26 protein-coding genes are annotated in these 23,143 nt (G+C 53.4%); 9 read left to right on the plus strand and 17 right to left on the minus strand.

Annotated features, from left to right (window positions below; genetic code table 11):
- Positions 1-131 precede the first annotated feature (131 nt).
- Entirely contained in the window at positions 132-1,070 is a 939-nt protein-coding gene (gene mdh, locus SPK40_RS10035) for a malate dehydrogenase (protein ID WP_248141565.1), read from the plus strand.
- Positions 1,071-1,171: 101 nt separating this feature from the next.
- Here the strand turns inward: mdh and SPK40_RS10040 are convergent, their stop codons facing one another.
- Together SPK40_RS10040 and ispB are read right to left on the minus strand one after the other, a co-directional pair.
- Positions 1,172-1,363 carry a hypothetical protein gene (locus SPK40_RS10040; protein ID WP_036750193.1) on the minus strand — a complete coding sequence of 64 codons (192 nt, stop codon included), beginning with the start codon at positions 1,361-1,363 and terminating at the stop codon, positions 1,172-1,174.
- A 142-nt stretch (positions 1,364-1,505) separates the two neighbouring features.
- Entirely contained in the window at positions 1,506-2,477 is a 972-nt protein-coding gene (ispB, locus tag SPK40_RS10045) for an octaprenyl diphosphate synthase (RefSeq protein ID WP_330960390.1), read from the minus strand.
- A 277-nt stretch (positions 2,478-2,754) separates the two neighbouring features.
- On the opposite strand from ispB, the gene rplU reads away from it, so the two are divergent.
- From rplU to folA, 6 genes are all read left to right on the plus strand, one after another.
- Positions 2,755-3,066: a 50S ribosomal protein L21 gene (rplU, locus tag SPK40_RS10050; RefSeq protein WP_036750187.1), complete on the plus strand. Its 312-nt coding sequence runs from the start codon at positions 2,755-2,757 to the stop codon at positions 3,064-3,066.
- 19 nt (positions 3,067-3,085) lie between these two features.
- On the plus strand, positions 3,086-3,343 hold the full coding sequence (gene rpmA, locus SPK40_RS10055) for a 50S ribosomal protein L27 (protein WP_036750185.1): 258 nt from the start codon (positions 3,086-3,088) through the stop codon (positions 3,341-3,343).
- A 191-nt stretch (positions 3,344-3,534) separates the two neighbouring features.
- Positions 3,535-4,716 carry an Obg family GTPase CgtA gene (cgtA, locus tag SPK40_RS10060; protein WP_248141562.1) on the plus strand — a complete coding sequence of 394 codons (1,182 nt, stop codon included), beginning with the start codon at positions 3,535-3,537 and terminating at the stop codon, positions 4,714-4,716.
- A gap of 117 nt (positions 4,717-4,833) precedes the next feature.
- Positions 4,834-5,613, plus strand: a complete 780-nt coding sequence (locus tag SPK40_RS10065; RefSeq protein ID WP_248141559.1) for a threonine/serine exporter family protein — start codon at positions 4,834-4,836, stop codon at positions 5,611-5,613.
- Positions 5,610-6,083 carry a threonine/serine exporter family protein gene (locus SPK40_RS10070; RefSeq protein WP_330960391.1) on the plus strand — a complete coding sequence of 158 codons (474 nt, stop codon included), beginning with the start codon at positions 5,610-5,612 and terminating at the stop codon, positions 6,081-6,083. The genes SPK40_RS10065 and SPK40_RS10070 overlap by 4 nt, the downstream gene beginning before the upstream one ends.
- A 14-nt stretch (positions 6,084-6,097) precedes the next feature.
- On the plus strand, positions 6,098-6,595 hold the full coding sequence (folA, locus tag SPK40_RS10075; protein ID WP_330960392.1) for a type 3 dihydrofolate reductase: 498 nt from the start codon (positions 6,098-6,100) through the stop codon (positions 6,593-6,595).
- 63 nt (positions 6,596-6,658) lie between these two features.
- On the opposite strand, the gene thrH is transcribed toward folA, so the two are convergent.
- The 3 genes from thrH to SPK40_RS10090 are packed head-to-tail and all read right to left on the minus strand — an operon-like array spanning position 6,659 to position 8,633.
- Complete coding sequence (gene thrH, locus SPK40_RS10080; RefSeq protein WP_330960393.1) at positions 6,659-7,255, minus strand: bifunctional phosphoserine phosphatase/homoserine phosphotransferase ThrH; 597 nt, start codon at positions 7,253-7,255, stop codon at positions 6,659-6,661.
- Positions 7,256-7,259: 4 nt separating this feature from the next.
- Positions 7,260-7,877 (minus strand): LysE family translocator, encoded by a 618-nt coding sequence (locus tag SPK40_RS10085; protein ID WP_330960394.1) that lies wholly within the window; start codon positions 7,875-7,877, stop codon positions 7,260-7,262.
- A 24-nt stretch (positions 7,878-7,901) separates the two neighbouring features.
- On the minus strand, positions 7,902-8,633 hold the full coding sequence (locus SPK40_RS10090) for a 2OG-Fe dioxygenase family protein (protein ID WP_330960621.1): 732 nt from the start codon (positions 8,631-8,633) through the stop codon (positions 7,902-7,904).
- A gap of 110 nt (positions 8,634-8,743) precedes the next feature.
- Between SPK40_RS10090 and SPK40_RS10095 the strand changes: the two genes are divergently transcribed.
- On the plus strand, positions 8,744-9,646 hold the full coding sequence (locus SPK40_RS10095) for a LysR family transcriptional regulator (protein ID WP_248141551.1): 903 nt from the start codon (positions 8,744-8,746) through the stop codon (positions 9,644-9,646).
- On the opposite strand, the gene SPK40_RS10100 is transcribed toward SPK40_RS10095, so the two are convergent.
- The 6 genes from SPK40_RS10100 to lptD all read right to left on the minus strand — a co-directional run bounded on the left by SPK40_RS10100 (position 9,643) and on the right by lptD (position 16,406).
- On the minus strand, positions 9,643-10,458 hold the full coding sequence (locus tag SPK40_RS10100) for a symmetrical bis(5'-nucleosyl)-tetraphosphatase (protein WP_330960395.1): 816 nt from the start codon (positions 10,456-10,458) through the stop codon (positions 9,643-9,645). The two genes, SPK40_RS10095 and SPK40_RS10100, sit on opposite strands and share 4 nt — an antisense overlap.
- 11 nt (positions 10,459-10,469) lie before the next feature.
- Entirely contained in the window at positions 10,470-10,853 is a 384-nt protein-coding gene (apaG, locus tag SPK40_RS10105; protein WP_248141549.1) for a Co2+/Mg2+ efflux protein ApaG, read from the minus strand.
- A 62-nt stretch (positions 10,854-10,915) separates the two neighbouring features.
- A complete protein-coding gene (gene rsmA / locus SPK40_RS10110; protein WP_248141548.1) occupies positions 10,916-11,728 on the minus strand; it encodes a 16S rRNA (adenine(1518)-N(6)/adenine(1519)-N(6))-dimethyltransferase RsmA in 813 nt (270 codons plus the stop codon).
- On the minus strand, positions 11,725-12,717 hold the full coding sequence (gene pdxA, locus SPK40_RS10115; RefSeq protein WP_248141547.1) for a 4-hydroxythreonine-4-phosphate dehydrogenase PdxA: 993 nt from the start codon (positions 12,715-12,717) through the stop codon (positions 11,725-11,727). Before pdxA ends, rsmA begins: the two co-directional genes overlap by 4 nt.
- The gene (surA, locus tag SPK40_RS10120; RefSeq protein WP_330960396.1) at positions 12,704-14,008 is read right to left on the minus strand and encodes a peptidylprolyl isomerase SurA; all 1,305 of its coding nucleotides are present in this window, start codon (positions 14,006-14,008) and stop codon (positions 12,704-12,706) included. The genes pdxA and surA overlap by 14 nt, the downstream gene beginning before the upstream one ends.
- Positions 14,009-14,066: 58 nt before the next feature.
- Positions 14,067-16,406 carry an LPS assembly protein LptD gene (gene lptD / locus SPK40_RS10125; protein ID WP_248141545.1) on the minus strand — a complete coding sequence of 780 codons (2,340 nt, stop codon included), beginning with the start codon at positions 16,404-16,406 and terminating at the stop codon, positions 14,067-14,069.
- A gap of 367 nt (positions 16,407-16,773) precedes the next feature.
- On the opposite strand from lptD, the gene djlA reads away from it, so the two are divergent.
- Positions 16,774-17,628 carry a co-chaperone DjlA gene (gene djlA, locus SPK40_RS10130; protein WP_248141544.1) on the plus strand — a complete coding sequence of 285 codons (855 nt, stop codon included), beginning with the start codon at positions 16,774-16,776 and terminating at the stop codon, positions 17,626-17,628.
- Positions 17,629-17,639: 11 nt separating this feature from the next.
- On the opposite strand, the gene SPK40_RS10135 is transcribed toward djlA, so the two are convergent.
- From SPK40_RS10135 to rluA, 6 genes are all read right to left on the minus strand, one after another.
- Positions 17,640-18,593 (minus strand): D-2-hydroxyacid dehydrogenase, encoded by a 954-nt coding sequence (locus SPK40_RS10135; RefSeq protein ID WP_330960397.1) that lies wholly within the window; start codon positions 18,591-18,593, stop codon positions 17,640-17,642.
- A 169-nt stretch (positions 18,594-18,762) separates the two neighbouring features.
- The gene (gene frdD / locus SPK40_RS10140) at positions 18,763-19,146 is read right to left on the minus strand and encodes a fumarate reductase subunit FrdD (protein WP_442957564.1); all 384 of its coding nucleotides are present in this window, start codon (positions 19,144-19,146) and stop codon (positions 18,763-18,765) included.
- Positions 19,147-19,150: 4 nt separating this feature from the next.
- Positions 19,151-19,534, minus strand: coding sequence for a fumarate reductase subunit FrdC (gene frdC, locus SPK40_RS10145; RefSeq protein WP_330960399.1), 384 nt, complete (start codon positions 19,532-19,534; stop codon positions 19,151-19,153).
- A complete protein-coding gene (locus tag SPK40_RS10150) occupies positions 19,531-20,295 on the minus strand; it encodes a succinate dehydrogenase/fumarate reductase iron-sulfur subunit (protein ID WP_330960400.1) in 765 nt (254 codons plus the stop codon). Before SPK40_RS10150 ends, frdC begins: the two co-directional genes overlap by 4 nt.
- The gene (frdA, locus tag SPK40_RS10155; RefSeq protein ID WP_330960401.1) at positions 20,292-22,094 is read right to left on the minus strand and encodes a fumarate reductase (quinol) flavoprotein subunit; all 1,803 of its coding nucleotides are present in this window, start codon (positions 22,092-22,094) and stop codon (positions 20,292-20,294) included. Before frdA ends, SPK40_RS10150 begins: the two co-directional genes overlap by 4 nt.
- Before the next feature lie 309 nt (positions 22,095-22,403).
- Positions 22,404-23,096, minus strand: coding sequence for a bifunctional tRNA pseudouridine(32) synthase/23S rRNA pseudouridine(746) synthase RluA (rluA, locus tag SPK40_RS10160; protein WP_248141538.1), 693 nt, complete (start codon positions 23,094-23,096; stop codon positions 22,404-22,406).
- Positions 23,097-23,143 lie beyond the last annotated feature (47 nt).

Consider the following 23,143-nt stretch of genomic DNA (forward strand, 5'->3'; position numbering starts at 1 on the left):
TTGCTATACCGTCTTGGTGCCCGAGAAACTGAGATATATAAGTAAGGGTTTGAAACATTGGGCCTATACCTGATGTCAGTGCGAAGGGTCTGCCTCATGAACCCTCACATCTATCGTAAAGGAGAACGAAAATGAAAGTTGCTGTTATTGGCGCGGCTGGTGGTATTGGCCAGGCTCTGGCTCTGCTGCTGAAAAATGAACTGCCTGCCGGCTCTGACCTGGCACTTTATGATATTGCCCCTGTAACTCCAGGTGTCGCGGCTGACCTGAGCCACATCCCAACGCCTGTTTCTATCAAAGGTTATGCGGGTGAAGATCCAACTCCTGCGCTTGAAGGTGCAGATGTGGTTCTGATTTCTGCGGGTGTTGCGCGTAAACCAGGTATGGATCGTGCGGATCTGTTCAATGTGAACGCGGGCATCGTGAAATCTCTGGCTGAGAAAATTGCCGTTGTTTGTCCTCAGGCTTGCGTGGGTATCATCACCAACCCGGTGAACACGACGGTTGCAATTGCTGCAGACGTGCTGAAGAAAGCCGGTGTTTACGACGAGCGTAAACTGTTTGGTGTGACCACACTGGATGTGATCCGTTCTGAAACGTTCGTCGGTGAACTGAAAGGTCTCAACCCTCGTGAAGTGAAAGTACCGGTCATCGGTGGTCACTCAGGCGTCACAATTCTGCCGCTGCTGTCTCAGGTTGAAGGTGTTGAGTTCACTGAAGAAGAAGTGAAAGCGCTGACGCCTCGCATCCAGAACGCTGGTACTGAAGTTGTTGAAGCAAAAGCTGGTGGTGGCTCTGCAACGCTATCTATGGGTCAGGCGGCTTGCCGTTTCGGTCTGTCTCTGGTTCGTGCCCTGCAAGGTGAGCAGAACGTGGTTGAGTGCGCTTATGTTGAAGGAAATGGCAAACATGCCCGTTTCTTTGCACAGCCAGTTCGTCTGGGTAAAAACGGGATTGAAGAGATCCTGGATTACGGCAAGCTGAGTGCATTTGAACAAAACGCACTGGACAGCATGCTGGATACCCTGAAAGGCGATATCAAGCTGGGTGAAGAGTTCGCAGCCAAGTAAGCTGCCAACTTTCCGGTGTGTGGCCGGAGAACACGAAACAAAGCGGCCAACGGGCCGCTTTGTTGTTTTTGTGGATTACACTTTTGTGTTTGCTGACCGGCTCAGTAATAATCCCGGCAGTTACCGTGCAGCTGCGGCTCGTCAATCAGCTCGCTGCATTGGATATGGATCCTTTTATGATCCTTGAGGTTTTCGATCAGCGCAGTGTCATGATCCGGATCGATCTCGATCACTTCTGCGATCCCTTGCGGATACTCTACCCACATTCCCCGTTTCAGATCTTTGGCTTGCATACTGACCTCCCGCTCTGGAAGAAATCTAACCAGGGTCTGTTTAACTATAGCGTATGGAAGATCCGGAGATGAGAACGGGCTGGTTTGCGGCAGCATACGGCCTGAGCAGATGTCAGGCCGTTTAAAAGGGGTGTTGAAAGGGTTATTTAGTGCGGTTAACCGACAGGCGAGCTAATGCGACCAGCGCTGTTTTATAGTCACTGTCAGGCAGCACAGACAGCGCAGTAATGGCTTTTTCTGCCTCTTCCTCAGCACGCTTTTGTGTGTAGGTCAGAGAGCCGTGTTCTTCCATACAGGCCAGAATCGGTTGCAGTTTATCCAGTCCGTTGCCTTGCTCAATGGCTTCGCGGATCATGGCTGACTGCTCGGCATTTCCATGATGCATGGCATGCAGCAGCGGCAACGTTGGTTTGCCTTCCGCCAGATCATCACCGACGTTTTTACCCATCTCTTCGCCGTCGGCACTGTAATCCAGAACGTCATCAATGAGCTGGAAAGCCGTGCCCAGGTAGCGGCCATAATCCTGCATGGCGGCTTCCACGGTTTCCGGTGCTTCAGCCAGAATGGCAGCGACTTGAGTTGCAGCTTCGAACAGACGGGCTGTTTTGGAATAAATCACCTGCATGTAGCTGGCTTCGGTCGTATCGGGATCGTTGCAGTTCATCAACTGCTGAACTTCACCTTCCGCGATGACATTCACCGCTTCACTCATGATATCCAGGATCCGCAATGATCGCAGGCTGGTCATCATCTGAAACGAGCGGGTGTAGATATAATCGCCCACCAGAACACTGGCTGCATTTCCAAAAGCAGCGTTGGCGGTTGCCTTTCCACGGCGCATGTCAGACTCGTCCACCACATCATCATGGAGCAGGGTGGCTGTATGGGTAAATTCGATAAAGGCAGCGGCAGTGGTGTGCTGATCACCGTCGTAACCTAAGGCCCGGGCTGCCAGCACGGCCAGCATCGGACGGAGTCGTTTTCCGCCACTGCTGACAATGTAATATCCCAGTTGGTTGATCAGGGCGACTTCTGAGGTCAGTTGTGCTTGAATCTTTGCGTCAACCGCCGCCATGTCATCGGCGGTGAGTGCTTGGATAGCTTTGAAATCCATGATACATCCAGCAAAATTGTAAGCCGTATCGGCGCAATCAAAATAAGAAATATGCACGCATACTACACTAAAAACTTGTCAGCTTCCTAACCTCTGGTCGAGCAAATTGAATGACTTTTCCTGCTGAGCAGCTTTTCGCCAATTTTCTTTAGCCAACGGCTTGCCAAGACCCGCGTTTTCCAGTAATATTCGCGCCCTATTGATGACAAGATTAAGCGCATACCCATTGCCCAATTTTTGCGTGGCGAATGGCCTATGCGGAAGAGCGGAGTAAGACATGTACGCTGTTTTCCAAAGTGGTGGTAAGCAACACCGAGTAAGCGAAGGCCAGACCTTACGCTTGGAAAAACTGGACGTTGAAACTGGTGCGAACGTTGAATTTGACAGCGTTCTTCTGGTTGCTAACGGTGAAGACGTTAAAGTTGGTGCGCCATTCGTAGCTGGTGGCAAAGTGACTGCAGAAGTAATTACACACGGTCGCGGCGATAAAGTGAAAATCGTTAAGTTCCGTCGTCGTAAGCATTCTCGTAAGCAAATGGGCCACCGTCAGTGGTTCACTGAAGTCAAGATCACTGGCATCAGCGCTTAAGAATTAGGAGAGTTTAGAGATGGCACACAAAAAAGCTGGCGGTTCTACTCGTAACGGCCGTGACTCAGAAAGTAAACGCCTGGGTGTTAAGCGCTTCGGTGGTGAATCTGTACTGGCAGGCAACATCATCGTTCGTCAACGTGGTACCAAGTTCCACGCTGGTAACAACGTAGGTTGCGGTAAAGACCACACTCTGTTCGCTCTGTCTGACGGCAAAGTGAAATTCGAAGTGAAAGGTCCTAAGAACCGTAAATTCGTTTCTATCGAAGCTGAGTAATCTCGGGTTCGCCAAGAACGAGAAAGCCCTGCCAACTGGCGGGGCTTTTTGTTATGGCGCAGAGCGCTGCCGTTCTGCTGCCTACTGCCCATAGGCAAAGCCTTGCCTGAGAATTATTCCGATTGGTATTACAATAAGCAGAGTGGCGTACAGCTGCCTGATTGAGTGAACGCCAGAGTGCGGAGAATAAGATGAAATTTGTAGATGAAGCGGTAATCCGGGTCGATGCCGGTGACGGCGGTAATGGTACTGTCAGCTTCCGCCGTGAAAAGTATGTTCCGAAAGGCGGTCCTGACGGTGGTGATGGCGGCGACGGTGGTGATGTTTACCTGCTGGCTGACGAAAACCTCAATACCCTGATCGATTACCGTTTCGAACGTTTTCATGCTGCGGAACGTGGCGAAAATGGCCGCGGCGGCAACTGTACCGGTAAACGCGGAAATGACTGCGTTCTGTCTGTGCCTGTCGGGACACGCGCGGTCGATGAAGAAACCGGTGAAGTCATTGCTGACCTGACGAAGCATGGTATGAAAATTATGGTGGCGAAGGGCGGATTCCACGGTCTGGGCAATACACGCTTCAAATCGTCCGTGAACCGTGCACCACGCCAGAAAACCATGGGTACCAAGGGTGAGATACGTCATCTGCGTCTGGAGCTGCTGCTGCTTGCTGACGTCGGTATGCTGGGTCTGCCGAATGCGGGTAAGTCGACCTTTATCCGTGCGGTATCTGCGGCGAAGCCAAAAGTGGCGGATTATCCGTTTACCACACTGGTACCAAGCCTGGGTGTCGTCCGTGTGGATAACGAGCGCAGTTTCGTCGTTGCGGATATTCCGGGACTGATTGAAGGTGCAGCTGACGGTGCTGGTCTGGGGATCCGTTTCCTGAAACACCTGGAACGTTGCCGGGTCCTGCTGCACATGATCGATCTGCTGCCGGCTGATGGCTCTGATCCGGTGGAGAATGCCTTCACCATCATCAATGAGCTGGAGCAGTACAGCGATAAACTGGCAAACAAGCCACGCTGGATCCTGTTCAACAAGGTGGATCTGCTGCCGGAAGATGAAGCTCAGGAAAAGATCCAGGAAGTTCTGGAAGCGCTGGCATGGGAAGACAAGTACTTCTGCATCTCGGCACTGAACCGTACCGGTACCAAACCGCTGACTTATGAGCTGATGACGCTGATCGAATCAATTCCGCAAGTGATTGTGGAAGAAGATGAAGCGGAAGAAACCAAAGTCGACTTTAAGTGGGATGATTACCACGAACAGCAGCTGAAGAAAGGCGCTGCTGAGAAAGATGACGACGATGATGACGACTGGGATGACTGGAATGAAGACGACTATGACGTCGAAATCATTTACAAGCCTTAACGAACAGTCTTTGTTGCAAAAAACCGCTCTCAGGAGCGGTTTTTTTGTGCTTCATCAAACTGATATTCTGCTCAACGGAGATAATCGGCAAGAGAGGTGACTCTCGGGAGGGAAGGCATGGAGGAAGTATCAGTGAGTGTGTTGCGGGACATTGCCCGAATCGTGGCTCAGGCCGGACAAAAGCTGCTCCAGCATGGTGCTGAATCCGCTGTGGTTGTGAATGTCAGCCAGCGGCTCGGTCTGGCCATGGGGGCTGAGGAAGTCGATATTGCCCTGACGGCTAATGCCATCGTGGTGACTGTCCGGCGTCAGGGTCATTGTATTACGACCACACGCCGATGCCGGGATCATGGGATCAACATGGCGGTGATCACCCGGATCCATCATGTGTGTATCATGGCTGAAAAAGGTCTGCTGGATCCTGCGACGCTGGCGAAGCGGCTGGATCGCATTCAGCCTCAGCGATACCCGCCGGTGCTGGTGATTGTGATGATCGGATTGTCCTGCGGGGCGTTCAGTATCCTGGCGGGCGGTGACGGGATGATTGCGGTAATCACCACCCTGGCCGCGGCAGCTGCGATGGCACTGCGGTTGTACATGGCGCAGCATCATTTCAATCCGCTGGTTACCTTTGCCGCAGCGGCATTTACCGCCACGTCTGTCTCTGCCGTAGCGCCATTATTTGGCTGGGGAAATCAGCCTTTTCTGGCGATGGCTTCTTCCGTGTTGTTACTGGTGCCCGGGTTTCCGCTGATAAATGCGGTGGCGGATATGGTCTCTGGATTTGTGAATCTGGGAATTTCCCGTTGGGTGATGGCCAGTTTGCTGACGTTAGCAACCAGTCTGGGGATTGTTGCTGCGATGAATCTGTTTCATGTCTGGGGGTGGCTGGCATGACGATATGGCAATGGGTGTACGCATTATCTGCCGATATGGCATTGGCGGCGATCCCTGCGGTCGGCTTTGCGATGGTTTTCAATGTACCGGTCCGGGCATTGAAATATTGCGCGCTGGCGGGGGCGATCGGCCATGGCTGTCGATTTGTCCTGATGCATCAGGCAATGCCGATTGAATGGGCCAGTTTTTTTGCTGCAATGCTGGTGGGCATGACCGGCATTTTCTGGTCAAGGCGTTTAGTGGCTCCACCGCATGTCTTTACGGTTGCTGCAGTGATCCCGATGGTTCCGGGTGTGTATGCATTTAAGACAATGATTGCCTTGGTGGAAATTAATCAGCAGGGCTATAGTCAGGCTTTGTGGCAGTCGATGGTTGCAAACGGGATCACCGCTGTTTTTACAATTGCAGCGCTGGCAATCGGGCTGGCAATGCCCGGCTTAATGTTTTATCGTCGCCGACCAGTGATTTAAAAGGAGTGAGATGCGTGATCATCAGTATGGTTGCCGCGATGGCAAAGAACAGAGTGATTGGTAAAGACAATGCGATGCCCTGGCACCTGCCCGCAGACTTCGCCTGGTTTAAGAAAGTGACCATGGGGAAACCGGTTGTTATGGGACGCAAAACTTTTGAATCCATCGGCCGGCCATTGCCGGGACGGCACAATATTGTGATCAGTCGCAGCCCTGAATTTGCCGCGGCAGGGGTTACGGTCGTCAGTAGCCTTGATGCTGCAAAAACCGCCGCCGGAGACACGGATGAACTGATGATCATTGGTGGTGGCAGTGTGTATGCTGAATGTCTGCCGATGGCTGACCGCCTGTATCTGACTTTTATTGATCTCAGCGTGGCAGGCGATACCTGCTTTCCTGACTGGGGGAGCGACTGGCAGCAAAGCTACAGTGAAGCTTACCGTGCGGATGAAAAGAATGCCCATGACATGACATTTGTGGTGCTGGAGCGAAACTCATCATCTGATTCGTGAGTCTGATCAATTCAGCTCCCGCTCTATTGGACGGGAGCTGTTTGAAGCATACTTCAGGGTGTTTTAATTCAGTTGCTCCATGGTCAGAATCTGATCATAGGAATCAACAATATTCACTGGTGGTGCCATTTTCCGAACGATTTCGGACGGTTTAAATAAATAACCAGTGCTGGAAGCAGACAGCATTTCCAGATCGTTGAAAGCATCACCAATCGAAATAATATTATTATTGTTTCGGTTGTATTTTTCGATGATCTCAATTTTTCCTTTCTTGCGTGTATAGTCTGCTTTTTCAATAAACCCACTTTTATTTAGCTGAAAGTAATGGCAATAAAGTTTGGGTTGACCGATCTTTAACCATAATGGGTAAAGCATTTGATAAAAAGCATCAGATACCAAAACAACTTTATATTTCTTTGACAGCTTATCAATAAATGATTTTGCCCCTTCCAGAGGTTCAATATCATCTACAGTTTTAATAACATCCAGCAGTGTGATCTTTTCCTGGTTCAGAATGTTAATTCTTTCCGAAACCAGTTTTTCATAATCAGGTTCTTCCCGGGTTGTTTTGGTCAGTTCCGGAATATCATATTTTTCCGCTAATAAAGGCCAAAGCTCAGGAATAAGAACACCTTCCATGTCGATACAAGCAATATTCATTGGATTAACCTACCATGGGTGAGAGGGCCAGTGAAATACCAAGGAACATTAAGATGCCGCCAATTGTCCTGTTTAAAACGATTTGTTTATTCAGCATTGCGGCACGTAATTTTTCCTGAGAAAAAAACAGGGCGACGAGGCTGAACCAGAACCAGTGGGCGAACGACATAAAGAGACCGTAAGCAATCTGCAATGTCAGCGGGGTTTCCGGGTTCACAACCTGGGTGTATGTACTCAGGACAAACAGGGTTGTTTTCGGGTTGAGTGCATTGGTGAAAAAGCCCTGACGCAGTGACTGAAAGTTCGACATAGCGGCGGTTTCAGTCAGGTCGATTGCAAGCTTCACCTTGGTACTGAACGTATTGAAGCCCAGGTAAATCAGGTAAACTGCACCCACGATTTTAATCACTGAAAACAGGATGGGCGACTTCGAAATCACCAGGCCGACACCCAGAATGGTATAGCTGACATGAATCAGCACTCCGAGTGCGATACCAATGGCGGCCAGCATGCCTGCTTTTCTGCCATAAAGATAACTGTTTCGTGTAACCATGGCGAAATCAGCTCCCGGGCTGATGACGGCCAGAATCGTAATAATGGCAACAGCAATAAGTTCTGTCATGAGTATATTCCCTCAGTTGTTTTATTATGTTTTCTTACGATATGTAGCGACAAGCACGTCCCTGATGGTCTGTTGGTCCGGATTGTCTTGTAATATTTCACTTACGCCATGGAACAGGTTGTGGTCATTCAGTACAGCCGTATCCATCGACTTATTTAGGGAGAAGCTTGTCAGCGGGTTTTTATCCAAATCATAAATTGTGGTGACACCGCCGGATAGATTTTGATGGTTGACCATCATCATTAAAATGTAATCAACGCCGTCCCGGTGAATGCCTTCGGGGGTCGGCTTTCCGCTTATTTCACCATTGGATTCAATACGAAATTGATGCGTTTCAATGTGCCAGTCTGATTCGGGAGACATCTGGCTGAAAATCTCACAACCTAATTTCAAAATTTGATTGAAAGTATTGCTGTAGATAATGTCGTCATCAATCGGTACATAATGACGCTCAACCCCGCCATTGAGGTTGTTATAATTAAGTCCCTGATAATGAGGCTGATGTGGTTCCAGAACCCATTCACCACTGGAGGCCGGGGAGCTCAGCGTCGCATATTTACGCTTTCTGTAGGTGCCGCCATCAGCCATATATGTATCAAGTTGTAAATGATTCCAACTGTTTTTAAATTGTGTCCAGTCATCTAACCCGTAAGGATCTCGTTTTTGAATGATGGACGACATGGTTTCACCATTAATGAAACAATAGCTTTTTTCCGTTAAACTACTGCAGATTTCTTTAATTGACACTTCAATCACCAACTTACGTCGTTATATTTGTTAAGTCATCTGGTTCATATTGTTGATGATTTCTCGTAAAATGAATATTGATTTGTTGTAATCAAAATACTTGAGAAAAAGTCACGGATATGAATCTTCCTTCCTTAAATGCTTTGCGTTTTTTTGAGGCTGCCGCGCGACATCAGAGTCTGGTGAAAGCGGCAGACGAACTGTGTGTGACGCAATCAGCGGTCAGTCGTCAGATCAAGCAACTGGAAAGTGTGCTGGGTGTGACCTTATTTGAGCGGCGGAATCGTGGCATTTTCCTCACGAAAGACGGCGTGAAATTAAGAACAGCCTGCCATGAGATGCTGGCGATTCTGAAGAATGCGCTGAAAGAGCTGAACACGGAAGGAAGTCAGGCGCCTCTCGTCGTTTCCTGTGAGCCGACCATTATGATGAAGTGGCTGATCCCCCGGCTGGCTGATTTTAAAGCGGCACATCCTGAGATTGAATTGCACCTGAGTGCGTCCGGCGGACCGATTGATTTTGTGAAAAGTCAGGCAGACATCGCCATTCGTCGCAACGATTTCAACTGGAAGCCGGATTATCATGCTGAGCCGATCGGCCCGGAGATGATGGGACCGGTCATTCTGGCTGAAAAGTTTGCCAGCGGGAAAGTACTGTCTGGTTCAGTCACAACGCTGCACACCAAAACCCGGCCAGATGCCTGGAATGAGTGGCAGCAACGAACCCAGCAGCCTGTCAACAGCAGTGATGATATGTGGTTTGAACACTTCTACATTATGCTGGAAGCGGTACACGCCGGTTCAGGTTATGGGCTGAGTTCAATTTATATGGTCGGGAGTGACATCCGGAACGGGCAGCTGGCTGCCCCCTGCGGCTTCACACCGGATGACTCTTTTTATTACCTGCTGTCACCGCATGCGATTGAAGCGGATGAAAGGGTGGGGATTTTTCTGAATTGGTTAAGAGAAGAATTTGCCGCGACCCGGGAAGCCGTGATTGCTTCCGTTAGTGGGGCGGACTAAGGTTCCAGCCGATCTTGCTGAAATTGCTGCTGATCTTCCCAGCGCAGCATGGTGAGCTGATTGCCCCAGACGCAACCGGTATCCAGTCCGATCACATGATCATCCCGGTGGCCCATCAGTGAAGCCCAGTGTCCAAAAATAACGGTTTTGCCCAGCGGTTGTGCGCGGGGAAAGTCAAACCACGAAATGAACTGTTCTGTCCCCGGTTCACCCGGCGGCAGTTTGCAGTGCATTTCCAGGCGTCCGTCCGGGTGCAGAAAACGCATCCGGGTCAGGGCGTTGATGCTGTAGCGCATCCGTTTCAGTCCGGATAACTCCGGATCCCACAAATCGGGCTCATTGCCGTACATATGGGTCAGCAGCCACAACTGATTTTCACCCTGAAGCATGCTTTCAACTTCACGGGCACAGCGGCGGGCATCTTCGAGCTGCCATTGAGGTGGGATGCCGGCATGCGCCATGACGATCGGATGGACAGGATGTTCAGCAAACAAAGGCTGGTGGCTGAGCCAGTCCAGCAGTGCATCGCTGTCATTGGCGGTCAGAATCGGATCGACACGGTCTTTGGGTTTGGCGCTGCCAATCCCGCGGGCGATAGCAAGTAAGTGCAGATCGTGGTTTCCCAGAACCGTGGTGGCATTGCTGCCCAGCGATTTTATAAGGCGCAGGGTGGAAAGGGAGTCCGGTCCCCGGGCGACAAGATCACCCGCCAGCCAGAGTTCATCTGATTTTTCACTGAAGCCAACTTGCTCCAGCAAAGTACAGAGTTCACGGTAACAGCCCTGAATGTCGCCGACCAGATAGGTTGCCATGGCAGTCCTGCTCAGTGAAGAATATTCGGAATGGCGAGGCGGAATGGCAGAATTTCTGCCGTGAATTCATTGCCGGCTTCATCAATCATGATGTAATGACCTTCCATCACGCCCAGCGGGGTTTCGATGATGGTTCCGCTGGTATAGGTATATTCATCATTGGCTGCGATCGTCGGCTGCTCACCCACAACGCCTTCACCTTCGACGACCAGCTTTTTACCATTGGCATCTGTGATCAGCCAGCTGCGGCGTAGGAGCTGTGCTGAACCCTGACCGAGATTGCAAATGGTAATGGTATAGGAAAAAACGTAGCGATCCTGTTCCGGTTCGGACTGGTCATCAATGTAGTGGGTGATGACCCGGCATTTGATGGTTGGGTTAGCTTTGTTGTTCACCTTGCTGCTTCCTTTCGATTACGACTCTGACCAGCTGCCGGACCTTTGGTCCGGCTTCCTGCTTAATGGCTGTGGTTAGCATCCAGCCAGTTCGCCATCGCCACGAATTGCTCAAGGCTCAGGTTTTCAGGTCGGGATGATGGGGTGATCCCCAGACTCTCCAGTGTCTCACTGTCCATCAGTGCTTTATAACAGTTTCGCACGGTTTTGCGGCGCTGGTTAAAACCTTCGCGAGTCACACGATCCAGCCATTTCAGGTTCGTACACGGGTGCGGCAACGTCTCATACGGCGACAGGCGTACCACCGCTGAATCGACCTTCGGTGCCGGTTTGAAGGCACTTGGCGGTACTTCCAGTACCGGCATGACTTTGCAGTAGTACTGTGCCATGACAGTCAGACGGCCATAGGCTTTGCTGCCAGGACCTGCCGCCAGACGATTAACCACTTCTTTCTGCAGCATGAAGTGCATATCTTCGATATGCTGGTGGAAGCTGAACAGGTGGAACATCAGCGGAGTCGAAATGTTGTATGGCAGGTTGCCAAAAATCCGCAGTTTGTTGTTTTCTTTGATCAGCTGTGTGAAGTCGAAACGCATGGCATCGCCTTCGTGGATCGTCAGCTTGCTGGACAGATCCGGATGGTGACGCAGACGCTCGGCCAGATCGCGGTCCAGCTCAATGACGGTGAATTTGTCGACCTGCTTGCCGACAGGCTCTGTCAGGGCGCCAAGTCCCGGACCGATTTCCACCAGGTTCTGGCCGGGTCTCGGGTTAATGGCGGCGACGATATTGTCGATGATGTAGTCGTCGTGCAAGAAGTTCTGGCCAAAGCGCTTACGGGCGCGGTGGCCTAAATGGACCTGATCACTGCTCATTGTTGTTTGTCTACCATTTCGATGGCGTGGGAAAGCGCTGTCCTGAGGCTCCCGATATCCGCCTGTCCGGTACCCGCAAGTTCCAGTGCGGTACCATGATCAACTGATGTTCTGATAAAAGGCAGCCCCAACGTGATGTTGACGGCATTACCAAAACCTTTGAATTTCAGAACTGGCAGACCCTGATCGTGATACATCGCCAGTACCGCATCAGCTTCTGCCAGATATTTATCCTGGAAGATGGTATCGGCTGGCAGCGGGCCAACCAGATCCATCCCGTCCTCTTCTCTGAGGATATCCAGTGCCGGAGTGATCACTTCGATCTCCTCCCGGCCAAGGTGTCCGCCTTCCCCGGCATGCGGGTTGAGGCCACAGACATAAATTTTAGGTTTCCGGATACCGAACTTACTGATCAGATCAGCGTGCAGTACGCGGATCACCTGATGGATGCGATCCACAGTGATGGCTTTCGCCACGTAAGCCAGCGGAATATGCGTTGTGACCAGCGCGACCCGTAAGCCTTCGGTTGCCAGCATCATGACTACCTGGTTGGACTGAGCCTGCTGGGCGAAAAATTCCGTGTGGCCGCTGAATGACACGCCTGCACGGTTAATAATGCCCTTGTGAACCGGACCGGTAACCAGGGCGGCGAATTCGCCGTCCATGTTGCCCTCGGCGGCGCGCCTCAGGGTATCCAGTACATAGTGACCGTTCTGTTCGTCCAGTTCACCCGGCGTCACAGTGGCTTTCAGCGGATGGTCAGCAACCACCAGCGTGCCCGGACGGTGCGGTTGTGCCGGGCGGTTTGCATCATAAGGGATGATTTCCAGTGGTAAACCCAACAGGGCTGCACGTTCTGCCATCAGCCCGGTGTTGGCACAAATCACCAGCTCGTGTGGCCAGGACTGTTGTGCCAGCGCGATCACGAGATCCGGGCCAATTCCCGCCGGTTCTCCCGGCGTGATGGCAATACGTTTAACCTTGTTCATCATCATATCCTGGTTGTTCAATATAGGCGCCGGCCCGCAGTTCCTGCAGCCACGCCTGTGCTTCCTCATTAAATTTCCGGCTGAAGAGGATCCGGTAGGCACGGTTCTTCACCGCTGCATCAGTCCGGTCGACCTGGCGGCGATCCAGCACTTCTACAATGTGCCAGCCGTGTACCGTTTTGAACGGTTCACTGATGGTGCCTTTCGGCAGCGTTTCGACCTGTGCCTTGAATTCAGGGACATAAATGTCAGGCGTTTGCCAGCCCAGTTCACCGCCGTTGACGGCAGAGCCCGGATCAGCACTCAGTGCCTGAGCCGCATCAGCAAAGCTGCGCTGACCGGACAAAATGTCCTTGCGAACCTGCTCCAGCTCTTTTTTCGCTCCGTCATCACTCAGAATAACGGAGGTTTTCAGCAGGATGTGGCGGGCATTCACTTCGGTGACCGAAACAGTCTCCAGACCTTTCACATCATTGACTTTGAGAATGTGGTAACCCACACCACTGCGGAATGGCCCTATGATAGCACCTTTCCCCTGTGCATGGATCTGATCGGCGAAGATAGTCGGCATTTCTTCCGGGCTCATCCAGCCCCAGGCACCGCCCTGAAGGGCTTTCGGGCCATTCGAGGCGCTGTAGGCCAGGCTGGCGAAGTCGGCGCCTTTGTTCAGTTGGGCAACCAGATCTTTCGCTTTACGTTCAGCGGACTGGCGGTCGGTCTGGCTGGCGCCTTCCTCCAGACGGATCAGGATGTGGCTGACATTGTACTGAACACCTTCCTGCTGTTGCTGGTTGAGCTGAGTGGCCAGGTTTTCAACTTCCTGCGGCAGAATGTTGATCCGGCGGCGGACCATAATGGTGCGGGCTTCACTGGCTGTCAGATCACGGCGGATCTGTTCGCGGAAGATGGCGTAGCTGATTCCGGCACCGGCCAGTTCCTGCTGGAGCTGGGCAACCGACATTTTGCGCTCTGCTGCGAGCTGGGCAATGGCGCTGTCGAGCCGGTTGTCATCAATACGGATCCCGAACTGATCGGCCTGCTGCAATTGCAGGGTTTCCATGATGAGCTTTTCCAGCACCTGATTGACCAGAATGCTGTCATCCGGCAGCGGCTGTCCCTGACGGGCGGCGTTCAGATGGACGGTTTTCAGCATGGCATCAACATCGCTTTGCAGGATCACGCTGTCGTTGACAATGGTGACTACCTTATCGAGCGGCTTCAGAGCGGCCATCGAGCCGGTCGTCAGGCCCAGAAGAGACAGGCCGAGAATTAGAGACTTCCACATTTTCATATCCGTATCCAGGGCGCTTCAATGCGCAGTTGGTATGGACGGGCCGAGGCCCGGCCAGTTAATTATTCAGGTAGAAAGGACGGCCATAGGCAATGGCATTGCCGCTGGCTGACGCTGCACCAACCGGTGAAACACCGGCCAGACCCAGCAGAGAGAACGAAATACTGAAGTTCTGCTCGTAATCCACAGGCTGGGTATTCACGTTGCTGCGTGCCACCATGTACTCGTTGTAACCCAGGGTAATCATCCAGCAGTCGGAACGATAGTTCAGCGAGATCTGACCTTCTACCATCTGATTCTCGGTCACGTCGTGATAGTAGTCACCCCGGATGCTCAGACCGGCATGGATTGGAAAACCGGTTGAGAAACCAACCTGCGAGATCCCTTCCTCGGTGTAGTTATCGATCTGATTGTTATCCGGCAGGCTCTGCTGAATGTATTGCTTCGAGACATAGCGATAATTCAGCTGGCTGAACAGACTGCCTTCCCGGTATTCAATCGCGGCATTGGCAAACTGCATGTCCTGTTCGCTGGCGTCATATTGCAGACTGCCATGGAAGAACAACCAGTCGTTATAGTTGAAGTCCGACTCAAAAGCTGAAGCCGAGTAGTTCGGCTGAGACTCGCCTTCTTCCTGTAGATTCCGGCCGGAATCATTGAGGTAGAAAATCTGGCCGAAAGACAGGTTGAAGCGTTCCTTGTAATCATCGTCGAAGAAACGGGTGGTTGCCCCGACAGTGAACTGATTGGCCGCAGCAATTCGGTCCACGCTGGAGTAACGGCGGTCACGGAACAGGCCGTAATAATCCGTCTGCAAAATGGTGGTATCGTAAGCGCCATAGATTTGGCTCTGATCCACATCCTTCACGTACAGGTACTGCAGCTGAGGTTCAAGGCTCTGGGTATAGGCACTGCCAAACAGGTCGGCATCCCGCTCAAAGTAGAGTCCGGTCAGCATGCGCAGACTGGGCACGGTCCGGGTCGCGGTCTCATCCAGATCTTCAAGGCCGTCAACCGTCGGATCGAAGTCCTGATTGTAATAGGTGTACATCAGCTTGGCTTCGGTCGTCATCGACCACCAAGGCGTGGCAAACGGCAGCGTCAGCGACGGTTCGAGGTGAACCCGGTCTGCCGAAGGCTTTTTGGCATCGTCATTTTCAAAGCGGCTGATATGGCTCAGCAAGCCAAAGTCCAGGCCGTAGCCCAGATCCGGTTCGTAGTAATTAAAGGTCAGCTGCGGCATCAGGCGGTAGTTGGATGACACCCCCGGTGTCAGCGGCTGGAAGTTCCGCACCCGCAGGGTCGAGTTCCAGTTGTAGTCCTGATAGGACACCTCGCCGGTTTGCAACAGGTTGTTGTCTTCCCGATTACCGATACCTGAGTCGACATCAGAGAAGTAGGTCACATCACTGACCTTGCTGTAATCCGCATTAAAACGCCAGTGGTCCCCATATTGACCGCTGTGGGACCAGTTGAAGGCCCAGCGCGCGTCATTGTCTTCAGCTGCACTGTCGTCCGGCAGGTATTCTCCCTTGAGACTTCCCTGACCGAGCTCTGTGAGATAGCGGAAGTCACTGTTCAGCTGGACGCCGCGGTTACTCATATACTTGGGTGTCAGGGTCAGATCGTAGTTTGGCGCGATATTCCAGTAGAACGGCGTTTCCAGTTCAAAGCCGTCCCGGGAACCGTAACTGACTGTCGGATACAGGAAACCGGTCAGGCGCTCATTGCCGACCGGCACACGCAGATAAGGCATGTAAAAAATCGGAACATCCAGCACTTCAAAGCGGGCGTTATACAGATCGGCAAACGGCGAGTCTGTCTCGCGTTCAATACTGGTGGCGGTAAACTGCCAGCTTTTATCGCCCGGCGGACAGGTTGTGTATGTCCCGTTGCGCAGGCGGTAGTAGGTCATGCCTTCTTTTTCAATCTTAGTGGCTTCCCCCCGGCCAGCCTCGCAGGTCAGGCTGTAGACGGCGTTATTGATCTCGGCGTCGTCTGTTTCCAGATTGTTATGCATACTGTCGGCGTAGACTTCGAGCGTGCCGTCGTGAAAATAGACGTTGCCTTCCGCGCTGACTGTATTCTTACGCTGGTTCATGGTGGCGACATCGGCAGCCACGGTACGGTTGGACTGGCGAATCACCACATCACCGGAGTAAGTCACGCTTTCGCCGCTTTCGGCCACGGCCTGCTCTGCAGAGATCCGGATGGGTGCATTGTTGGGATCACCCGCACTCGGATCCGGGGTCAGGCACATGCCTTTGACCAATGCCAGTTCTTCTTCGGCAGAGGGGCTGACATCACTTTCAATGAGGGCATCATTGGCGAAAGCTGACGGGCCATATAAAGCAATGCTGATCATGGTCGCCAATAAGCTGCGGGAAGTGAATGACATTGAGATTTAATTTCCTGTGTTCATGATATAGCGCAAAGTGACACCTGGAGTGCTGAACTTTTTTGTTTGGATTTTCTCGAAAACAAGCAACAAAGGTCAACATCCCCGGGTATCCAGACCGGACCAACTGTCCCCTCCAGTAGAAGGTGGTTATGATAATGCAAATTCGTCTTTACAGCATCTGAAAGGACAGCGGTAATCAATGGACCGGATAAAATCATTATTGTTTTTTCTGCTATGATGCCGCGAGTCTTTTGGCGGTCAGAGTCTTGCGTTATGGCATGCAGGTCAAGCTGACAAGCCACTCTTTTCATAAGATTAGACGGCATACGCGGGCACAATTTAGCAAATTACCAGAGAGTATAACATGCAGGTGTTGGGCAAGATTTTAGGTGCATTTTTTGGTTTCCTCCTTGGTGGACCTATCGGTTTGTTATTAGGCATCTTTTTAGGTCATAAGTTCGATCAGGCTCGCGCCGGTGTTTATCCAGGCGGTGGATTCGGCCGTTTTTCCGGCGGTCAGGCCGATCAGCAGGCACGTCAGGCGGAGTTCTTCCATGCCGGTTTTGCGGTGATGGGCCATGTGGCCAAGGCGAAAGGGCGGGTGACACAGGAGGAAATCCGGGTCGCCAGTGCCATTATGGATCGCATGCAACTGCACGGAAATGCCCGCCGTCTGGCGCAGGAGGCATTCCGCGAAGGTAAGGCTGAAGATTTTCCGTTGCAGGAAGTGCTGGCCCGGGTACGTCAGAGTACCCAGGGACGGCTGGATCTGTTGCAGTTCTTTCTGGAGTTGCAGATTCAGGCCGCGTTTGCCGACGGCAGTCTGCATCCGAAAGAGCGTCAGCTGCTGTTTGTCATTGGCCGCGGGCTGGGCTTTTCTGAGCAGCAATTAGAGCGCCGTCTGCACATGCAGGAAGCCGCGTTTCGCTTTCAGCAGGGCGGTGGTTTCTATCGTCAGCAGTCTCAGCAGCAACAGGGCGGTTTCCGTCAGGCGCCAACCCGGGATCAGCTGGCGGATGCCTATGAACTGCTGGGGGTAGAGAAAGACGCCGGAGCCAAAGATCTCAAGCGTGCTTACCGGAAGCTGATGAACGAGCACCATCCGGACAAACTGGCGGCCAAAGGTCTGCCGCCGGAGATGATGGAGCTGGCGAAGCAGAAAGCGCAGGAACTGACAGCGGCCTATGAGCTGATCAAAAAAGAAAAAGGCTTTAAGTGATCCTCCGCGTCTCAGACGCGGTTTTGCGGATGTCCTGCAACAAAAGCTTCCAGATTTTCGGTCAGTTGGTTGGCCAGCGCCTGAATGGCTGAATCCGCGCCCCAGGCCACATGGGGCGTCAGCAGCAGGTTCGGTAAGTCTGCATGAGCCAGCAACGGATTGGACAAATCGGCTGGCTCGGCCGTAAACACATCACAGCCGGCCCCGCCCAGATGGCCGGATTGCAGCGCGGCGACTAAATCGGTTTCGTTGACCAGCCCGCCGCGACCGGTATTGATCAGCAGACTGCCGGGTTTCATCAGTGCCAGTTCCGGTGCGGCAATCAGGTTGGTTGTTGCTTCGCTGAGCGGACAGTGCAGGGTGATCACGTCAGCCTCTTTCAGCACCTGCGTAAAAGGCAGATATCCCTCACGACATTCGCTAGCACCCTTCCGTTCGGCAAAGATCACCTTCATACCAATCGCTGATGCCAGTTTGGCGACGGCCTGTCCCAGACTGCCGCTGCCAATGATCCCCAGCGTGCTGCCTGCAACATCCCCGATCGGATGGGTGAAAAAGCAGAACTGTTTTTTTTCCTGCCAGACGCCCGCCTGAATATCCTGATGATAGGCGAACAGATTTCGCCGGAGCGCAAACAGCATCGCGATGACATGTTCCGGGACTGAACCGGTGGCATAGCCGCGAATGTTACTGACCACAATGCCGTGTTCGCGGCAGTAATCCAGATCGACATTGTTGGTCCCGGTCGCAGCGATGGCAACCATTCTGAGCTGCGGCAACTGGCTGAGTGTCGTGGCATTTAAGACGACTTTGTTGGTGACGGCAATGGTGGCATGTTGCAGGCGTTCGACAACTTGCGCCGGGCGGGTTGCCGGGTATTCCTGCCACTGATGGTCAAAGGCGGGGCGGGGCAACGTGATCTGGCTGGGAATGGTATCTCGGTCAAGAAAAACAATCTGTTGCATCGCACGGGCTCCTTGTGGTGATGGCTTTGACTATGGGCGCAATGGTGTTCAGCGTGAGAATCAGCGCCAGACAGTAAACACCAGCGGGCGGATCGCTGCAAGTCTGAGGCAGCTTCAGACGGAGAGAAAACATCCCCGGGCAGACCGGGGATGGAGGCCGGTTTTCAGGCTACAGCAGGACAATCAGCACGATGGCCAGAGCCGTGATGAAAGCGGCAAAACCATAGCAGGCGATTTTTCCGGTTCGTCCGGCATGAATTTTCAGGTCGTGTAATCCGTGGTGCACCCGGTGCATCGCGTGCCACATCGGCAGGGCCAGCGTCAGGATCAGAAACGCCGCCCCGATCAGGCTGGATGCGAAGGCTTCGACCCGCTGATATTCAAAATGCTCAGCATCAAGGATACCCAGGGGCATCAGAATCCCCAGGACCAGAATGGTGACCGGCGTGACCATAGCAAACCAGGTACCGCCCGCGCCAAACAGTCCCCACCAGATCGGTTCGTCAGAACGTTTCGGGTGAGGATTGACCTTATCAGATGAATTCACAGGCATCTCCTTAGACCACAATCAGGACAATCAGGGAAATCACAGCGACCGCGGCCCACTGAGCTGCGATGACGAGCTCTTTTTTGATCACCTTGCCTTTCAGGCGGATAGGCATGACCTGCGGCATCAGCTTGAAAAAGGTTGCGGCGTGCAGCAGGCTGCCAGCCAGCGCCACGAGGTTCACCGCCACGATCACAGGATGGGCCATGAAATCCAGCCAGCCCTGCCAGGCTTCAGGCCCGGTCACCAGTGCGCCCAGTCCATAGGTCAGAAACAGGGTAAACAAAACCAGCGGCAGGACCGTGGCTTCTCGCAGCATGTAAAAACGGTAGAACGGATGGCTTTGCCACCAGTTCCTTGTCATCGGACGTACATACGGGTTGCGGTGACTCATCTGGATACCTCCGCTTTCTTCGGTGAACCATCCGGTTTGAGCATGGCAATCACAAAGTCTTTTGAGGATGCGAGTTTGCTCTGGTTGACCGCTGTGGCCGGGTCGACGTTTTTCGGGCAGACTTCGGAGCAATAGCCGACGAAGGTACAGCCCCAGGCCCCGTTGTCCCCGTTGATCAGTGGCATCCGTTCGGCTTTGCCCCGATCGCGGTTGTCGAGGTTGTAACGATGGGCCAGGGTCAGCGCGGCCGGGCCGAGAAATTGCGGATTGAGGCCAAACTGCGGGCAGGCTGCATAACACAGGCCGCAGTTGATGCACCCAGCGAACTGCTTATAGATATCCATTTGTGCCGGGGTCTGCAGGTTCGTCCCGTCCTCTGGTGTCCGGTCGTTGCCGATAAGGTAAGGTTTGATAGCCTCCAGACGTTCAATAAAAGGCGTCATGTCGACGACCAGATCTTTCTCGATCGGGAAGTTGGCCAGTGGTTCAATGGTCACGCCGTCCGGGTAGTCGCGCAGGAAGCTTTTACAGGCCAGTTTCGGGACCCCATTGACCATCACACCACATGAGCCGCAGATTGCCATCCGACAGGAGCAGCGGTAGGTCAGGTGCTTGTCGAGATGGTCCTTCACATGATTGAGTGCATCCAGCACGGACATGGTCTCGTCAAAGGGGACGCTGAAAGACTGCATGTGCGGCTCAGTGTCCTGCTCCGGGTCGTAACGCAGAATGGCGACGTTTTGGATACGGTTGGCTGTCATTCGGGGTGCTCCTCTGCTTTTGACGCATCTGCGGCAGCTTTTTCAGCGGCTTCGCCGTACAGCCGGGCTTTGGGCTGGGACTTGGTGATGGTGACATCGCTGTAATCAATGACGGGGGCACCCCCTTCGTTGTAGAAGGCCAGCGTGTGCTTCAGGAAGTTGGCATCATCCCGTTCGGTGCAACCGGCGTCGAGGCGCTGGTGGGCGCCGCGGGATTCCCGGCGCAGCATGGCTGAGTGGACCATAGCTTCCGCCACATCCAGCCCGTAGCCGATTTCAATGGCATAAAGCAGATCCGTGTTAAACACCTTGCCTTTGTCGTGAATGCTGATGCGCTTGTAGCGCGCTTTCAGCTCGGCCAGTTTATCCATGGTTTGCTGCATCAGATCGGCCTGACGGTAGATACCGCAACCGGCTTCCATGGCGTGTCCCATTTCGGTGCGGATTTCGGCCCAGTTTTCGTCGCCTTCCTGATGCATCAGGGCTTCAATTCGTGCGGCAGCCGCTTCGGCCTGGGTTTCAATTGCGGTGTCATTCCAGCCCCGGAATCCGGCGGCGTGTCTGGCGGCGTGCTCACCGGCGACGCGGCCAAAGACCACGAACTCTGCCAGAGAGTTGGAACCCAAACGGTTGGCGCCGTGCAGCCCGACAGAGGCACATTCACCGACGGCAAACAGGCCGCTGATGCGGGTTTCGCAGGTGGCATCGGTCTCAATACCGCCCATGGTGTAGTGGACGGTCGGGCGGATCGGGATCGGTTCTTTGGCCGGGTCGACATTGACGTAGGCTTTCGCCAGCTCGCAGATAAAGGGCAGGCGCTCGTTCAGGTAGTCTTCTCCCAGATGGCGAAGGTCCAGATGCACCACATCGCCCAGCGGATGGTCGATGGTGTTGCCTTTCTGCTGTTCATGCCAGAAGGCCTGCGACACTTTGTCCCGAGGGCCCAGCTCCATATATTTGTTTTTCGGCTGACCGACCGGGGTTTCCGGCCCCATGCCATAGTCCTGCAGGTAACGATAACCGTGCTTGTTGACGATAATGCCGCCCTCGCCGCGGCAGCCTTCGGTCATCAGAATCCCGGTGCCCGGCAGGCCGGTCGGGTGGTACTGGACGAACTCCATATCCCGCAGCGGAATGCCATGACGGTAGGCCATGGCCATGCCGTCACCGGTGACGATGCCGCCGTTGGTGTTGCAATGATATACCCGGCCGGCACCACCTGTTGCCAGAACCACAGATTTCGCCCTGATGGTGACCAGTTCACCTTCAGCCATGTGAATTGCGACCAGTCCCTGGATTTGCCCGTCGTCGACCAGCAGATCGAGCACGAAGAACTCATCAAAGCGCTTGATGTTGGTGTATTTCATGGAGGTCTGGAACAGGGTGTGCAGCATGTGGAAGCCGGTCTTGTCGGCTGCGAACCAGGTGCGCTCGACTTTCATGCCGCCAAAGCGGCGCACGTTCACTTCGCCGTTTTCCTTGCGGCTCCACGGGCAGCCCCACAGCTCCATCTGAATCATTTCGCGCGTTGCGTTTTTGACAAAATATTCAACAACGTCCTGTTCGCACAGCCAGTCGCCGCCACTCACGGTATCGTTGAAGTGGTTGTCCAGGCTGTCTTCTTCCTTGATCACTGCGGCTGAGCCGCCTTCTGCTGCCACGGTATGCGAACGCATCGGATAGACTTTGGAGATCAGGGCGATTTCCAACTCCGGATTGCTCTCTGCGGCTGCAATTGCGGTGCGAAGGCCGGCGCCACCGGCGCCGATGACTGCGATATCTGTGGTGATGGTCTGCACAGTTATCCTCCAGTAAATAATGCGGGTATCCGCTGGTGATTGAGTACGCCGACGCCGAGGGCGTCTGAACTGTACCGACAGTGTAGAAGAGCAATCAGAGGGAGGAATTGATTTGATTAGGGTTTTGCTTCGATATTGCGAGGTGTTGCATTGAATGTGACGGGGCTAACGGTAAAGCGCCAGAGACATTCAATCAGTCTGGCTCGTCTGTTTGGCAGCTGTTGTATTGATGCGGGGGAGACAGTGTTGTTGCTTTTCGGGCGAGCTATTCGGCTTTGTTCAAGCCGAATAGTTTGAGTTGTGACCGGCTCAGATAGTGCGTTCAGGCGCGTCCGGGAAGAAATCGCACGGCGCAAACTGATGCTGAGGCTCACCGGTATACGGATGGAAAAAGCTCAGCTCTGCCGCATGAAGTTGCAGGCGGGGTGCCAGCGCTTCGGCGGCTTCATGGGCGTAAAACTCATCACCCAGGATCGGGTGACCCAGCGCCTGCATATGGACACGCAGCTGGTGGGAACGACCGGTGATTGGGCGGAGTCTGACCAGACTGGTCTGGCCGTCACTTTCCAGCACTTCGTAATGGGTGACGGACGGTTTACCATCGTCAAAGCACACTTTCTGTTTCGGACGATTCGGCCAGTCGCAGATCAGCGGTAAATCTACCGTGCCGCTTTGTGGTTCCGGTGTTCCCCACACCCGGGCATAATAGACTTTTTCGGTCTGACGCTCGCGGAACTGGGCTTTGAGATGACGTTCGGCATCCTTGTTCAAAGCCAGCACGATCAGGCCCGAGGTTGCCATGTCCAGACGGTGGACAATCTGCGACTTCGGGTGGTCTGCCAGTACCCGGCTGAACACACTGTCGGCATGAGCCGGATCGCGGCCCGGATTGGACAGCAGGCCGGACGGCTTATTCACGGCAATAATGTCGCGATCGATGTAGAGAACATCCAGCCAGGGATCAGTCGGCGGGTTATAGGCCATCGGCGGTAAGGATTTCATGCTCGGGTCATCTCAGGGTTATCGTCGTTGCGGCGGGATGGTATCAC

This window comes from Photobacterium sp. 53610 (assembly GCF_036409375.1).
GTDB lineage: Bacteria > Pseudomonadota > Gammaproteobacteria > Enterobacterales > Vibrionaceae > Photobacterium.

Excerpts from the sequence above, each read along its gene's own strand:
- mdh (WP_248141565.1), top strand. The coding sequence starts at position 132 with ATGAAAGTTGCTGTTATTGGCGCGGCTGGTGGTATTGGCCAGGCTCTG.
- rpmA (WP_036750185.1), top strand. The coding sequence starts at position 3,086 with ATGGCACACAAAAAAGCTGGCGGTTCTACTCGTAACGGCCGTGACTCA.
- SPK40_RS10150 (WP_330960400.1), bottom strand. The coding sequence starts at position 20,295 with ATGACAGCCAACCGTATCCAAAACGTCGCCATTCTGCGTTACGACCCG.
- SPK40_RS10040 (WP_036750193.1), bottom strand. The coding sequence starts at position 1,363 with ATGCAAGCCAAAGATCTGAAACGGGGAATGTGGGTAGAGTATCCGCAA.
- SPK40_RS10100 (WP_330960395.1), bottom strand. The coding sequence starts at position 10,458 with ATGGCAACCTATCTGGTCGGCGACATTCAGGGCTGTTACCGTGAACTC.
- pdxA (WP_248141547.1), bottom strand. The coding sequence starts at position 12,717 with ATGAACAAGGTTAAACGTATTGCCATCACGCCGGGAGAACCGGCGGGA.
- SPK40_RS10065 (WP_248141559.1), top strand. The coding sequence starts at position 4,834 with ATGGAGGAAGTATCAGTGAGTGTGTTGCGGGACATTGCCCGAATCGTG.
- djlA (WP_248141544.1), top strand. The coding sequence starts at position 16,774 with ATGCAGGTGTTGGGCAAGATTTTAGGTGCATTTTTTGGTTTCCTCCTT.
- rplU (WP_036750187.1), top strand. The coding sequence starts at position 2,755 with ATGTACGCTGTTTTCCAAAGTGGTGGTAAGCAACACCGAGTAAGCGAA.
- frdD (WP_442957564.1), bottom strand. The coding sequence starts at position 19,146 with ATGCCTGTGAATTCATCTGATAAGGTCAATCCTCACCCGAAACGTTCT.
- SPK40_RS10135 (WP_330960397.1), bottom strand. The coding sequence starts at position 18,593 with ATGCAACAGATTGTTTTTCTTGACCGAGATACCATTCCCAGCCAGATC.
- SPK40_RS10070 (WP_330960391.1), top strand. The coding sequence starts at position 5,610 with ATGACGATATGGCAATGGGTGTACGCATTATCTGCCGATATGGCATTG.
- ispB (WP_330960390.1), bottom strand. The coding sequence starts at position 2,477 with ATGGATTTCAAAGCTATCCAAGCACTCACCGCCGATGACATGGCGGCG.
- SPK40_RS10095 (WP_248141551.1), top strand. The coding sequence starts at position 8,744 with ATGAATCTTCCTTCCTTAAATGCTTTGCGTTTTTTTGAGGCTGCCGCG.
- thrH (WP_330960393.1), bottom strand. The coding sequence starts at position 7,255 with ATGAATATTGCTTGTATCGACATGGAAGGTGTTCTTATTCCTGAGCTT.
- rluA (WP_248141538.1), bottom strand. The coding sequence starts at position 23,096 with ATGAAATCCTTACCGCCGATGGCCTATAACCCGCCGACTGATCCCTGG.
- cgtA (WP_248141562.1), top strand. The coding sequence starts at position 3,535 with ATGAAATTTGTAGATGAAGCGGTAATCCGGGTCGATGCCGGTGACGGC.
- frdC (WP_330960399.1), bottom strand. The coding sequence starts at position 19,534 with ATGAGTCACCGCAACCCGTATGTACGTCCGATGACAAGGAACTGGTGG.
- rsmA (WP_248141548.1), bottom strand. The coding sequence starts at position 11,728 with ATGAGCAGTGATCAGGTCCATTTAGGCCACCGCGCCCGTAAGCGCTTT.
- lptD (WP_248141545.1), bottom strand. The coding sequence starts at position 16,406 with ATGTCATTCACTTCCCGCAGCTTATTGGCGACCATGATCAGCATTGCT.
- surA (WP_330960396.1), bottom strand. The coding sequence starts at position 14,008 with ATGAAAATGTGGAAGTCTCTAATTCTCGGCCTGTCTCTTCTGGGCCTG.
- SPK40_RS10085 (WP_330960394.1), bottom strand. The coding sequence starts at position 7,877 with ATGACAGAACTTATTGCTGTTGCCATTATTACGATTCTGGCCGTCATC.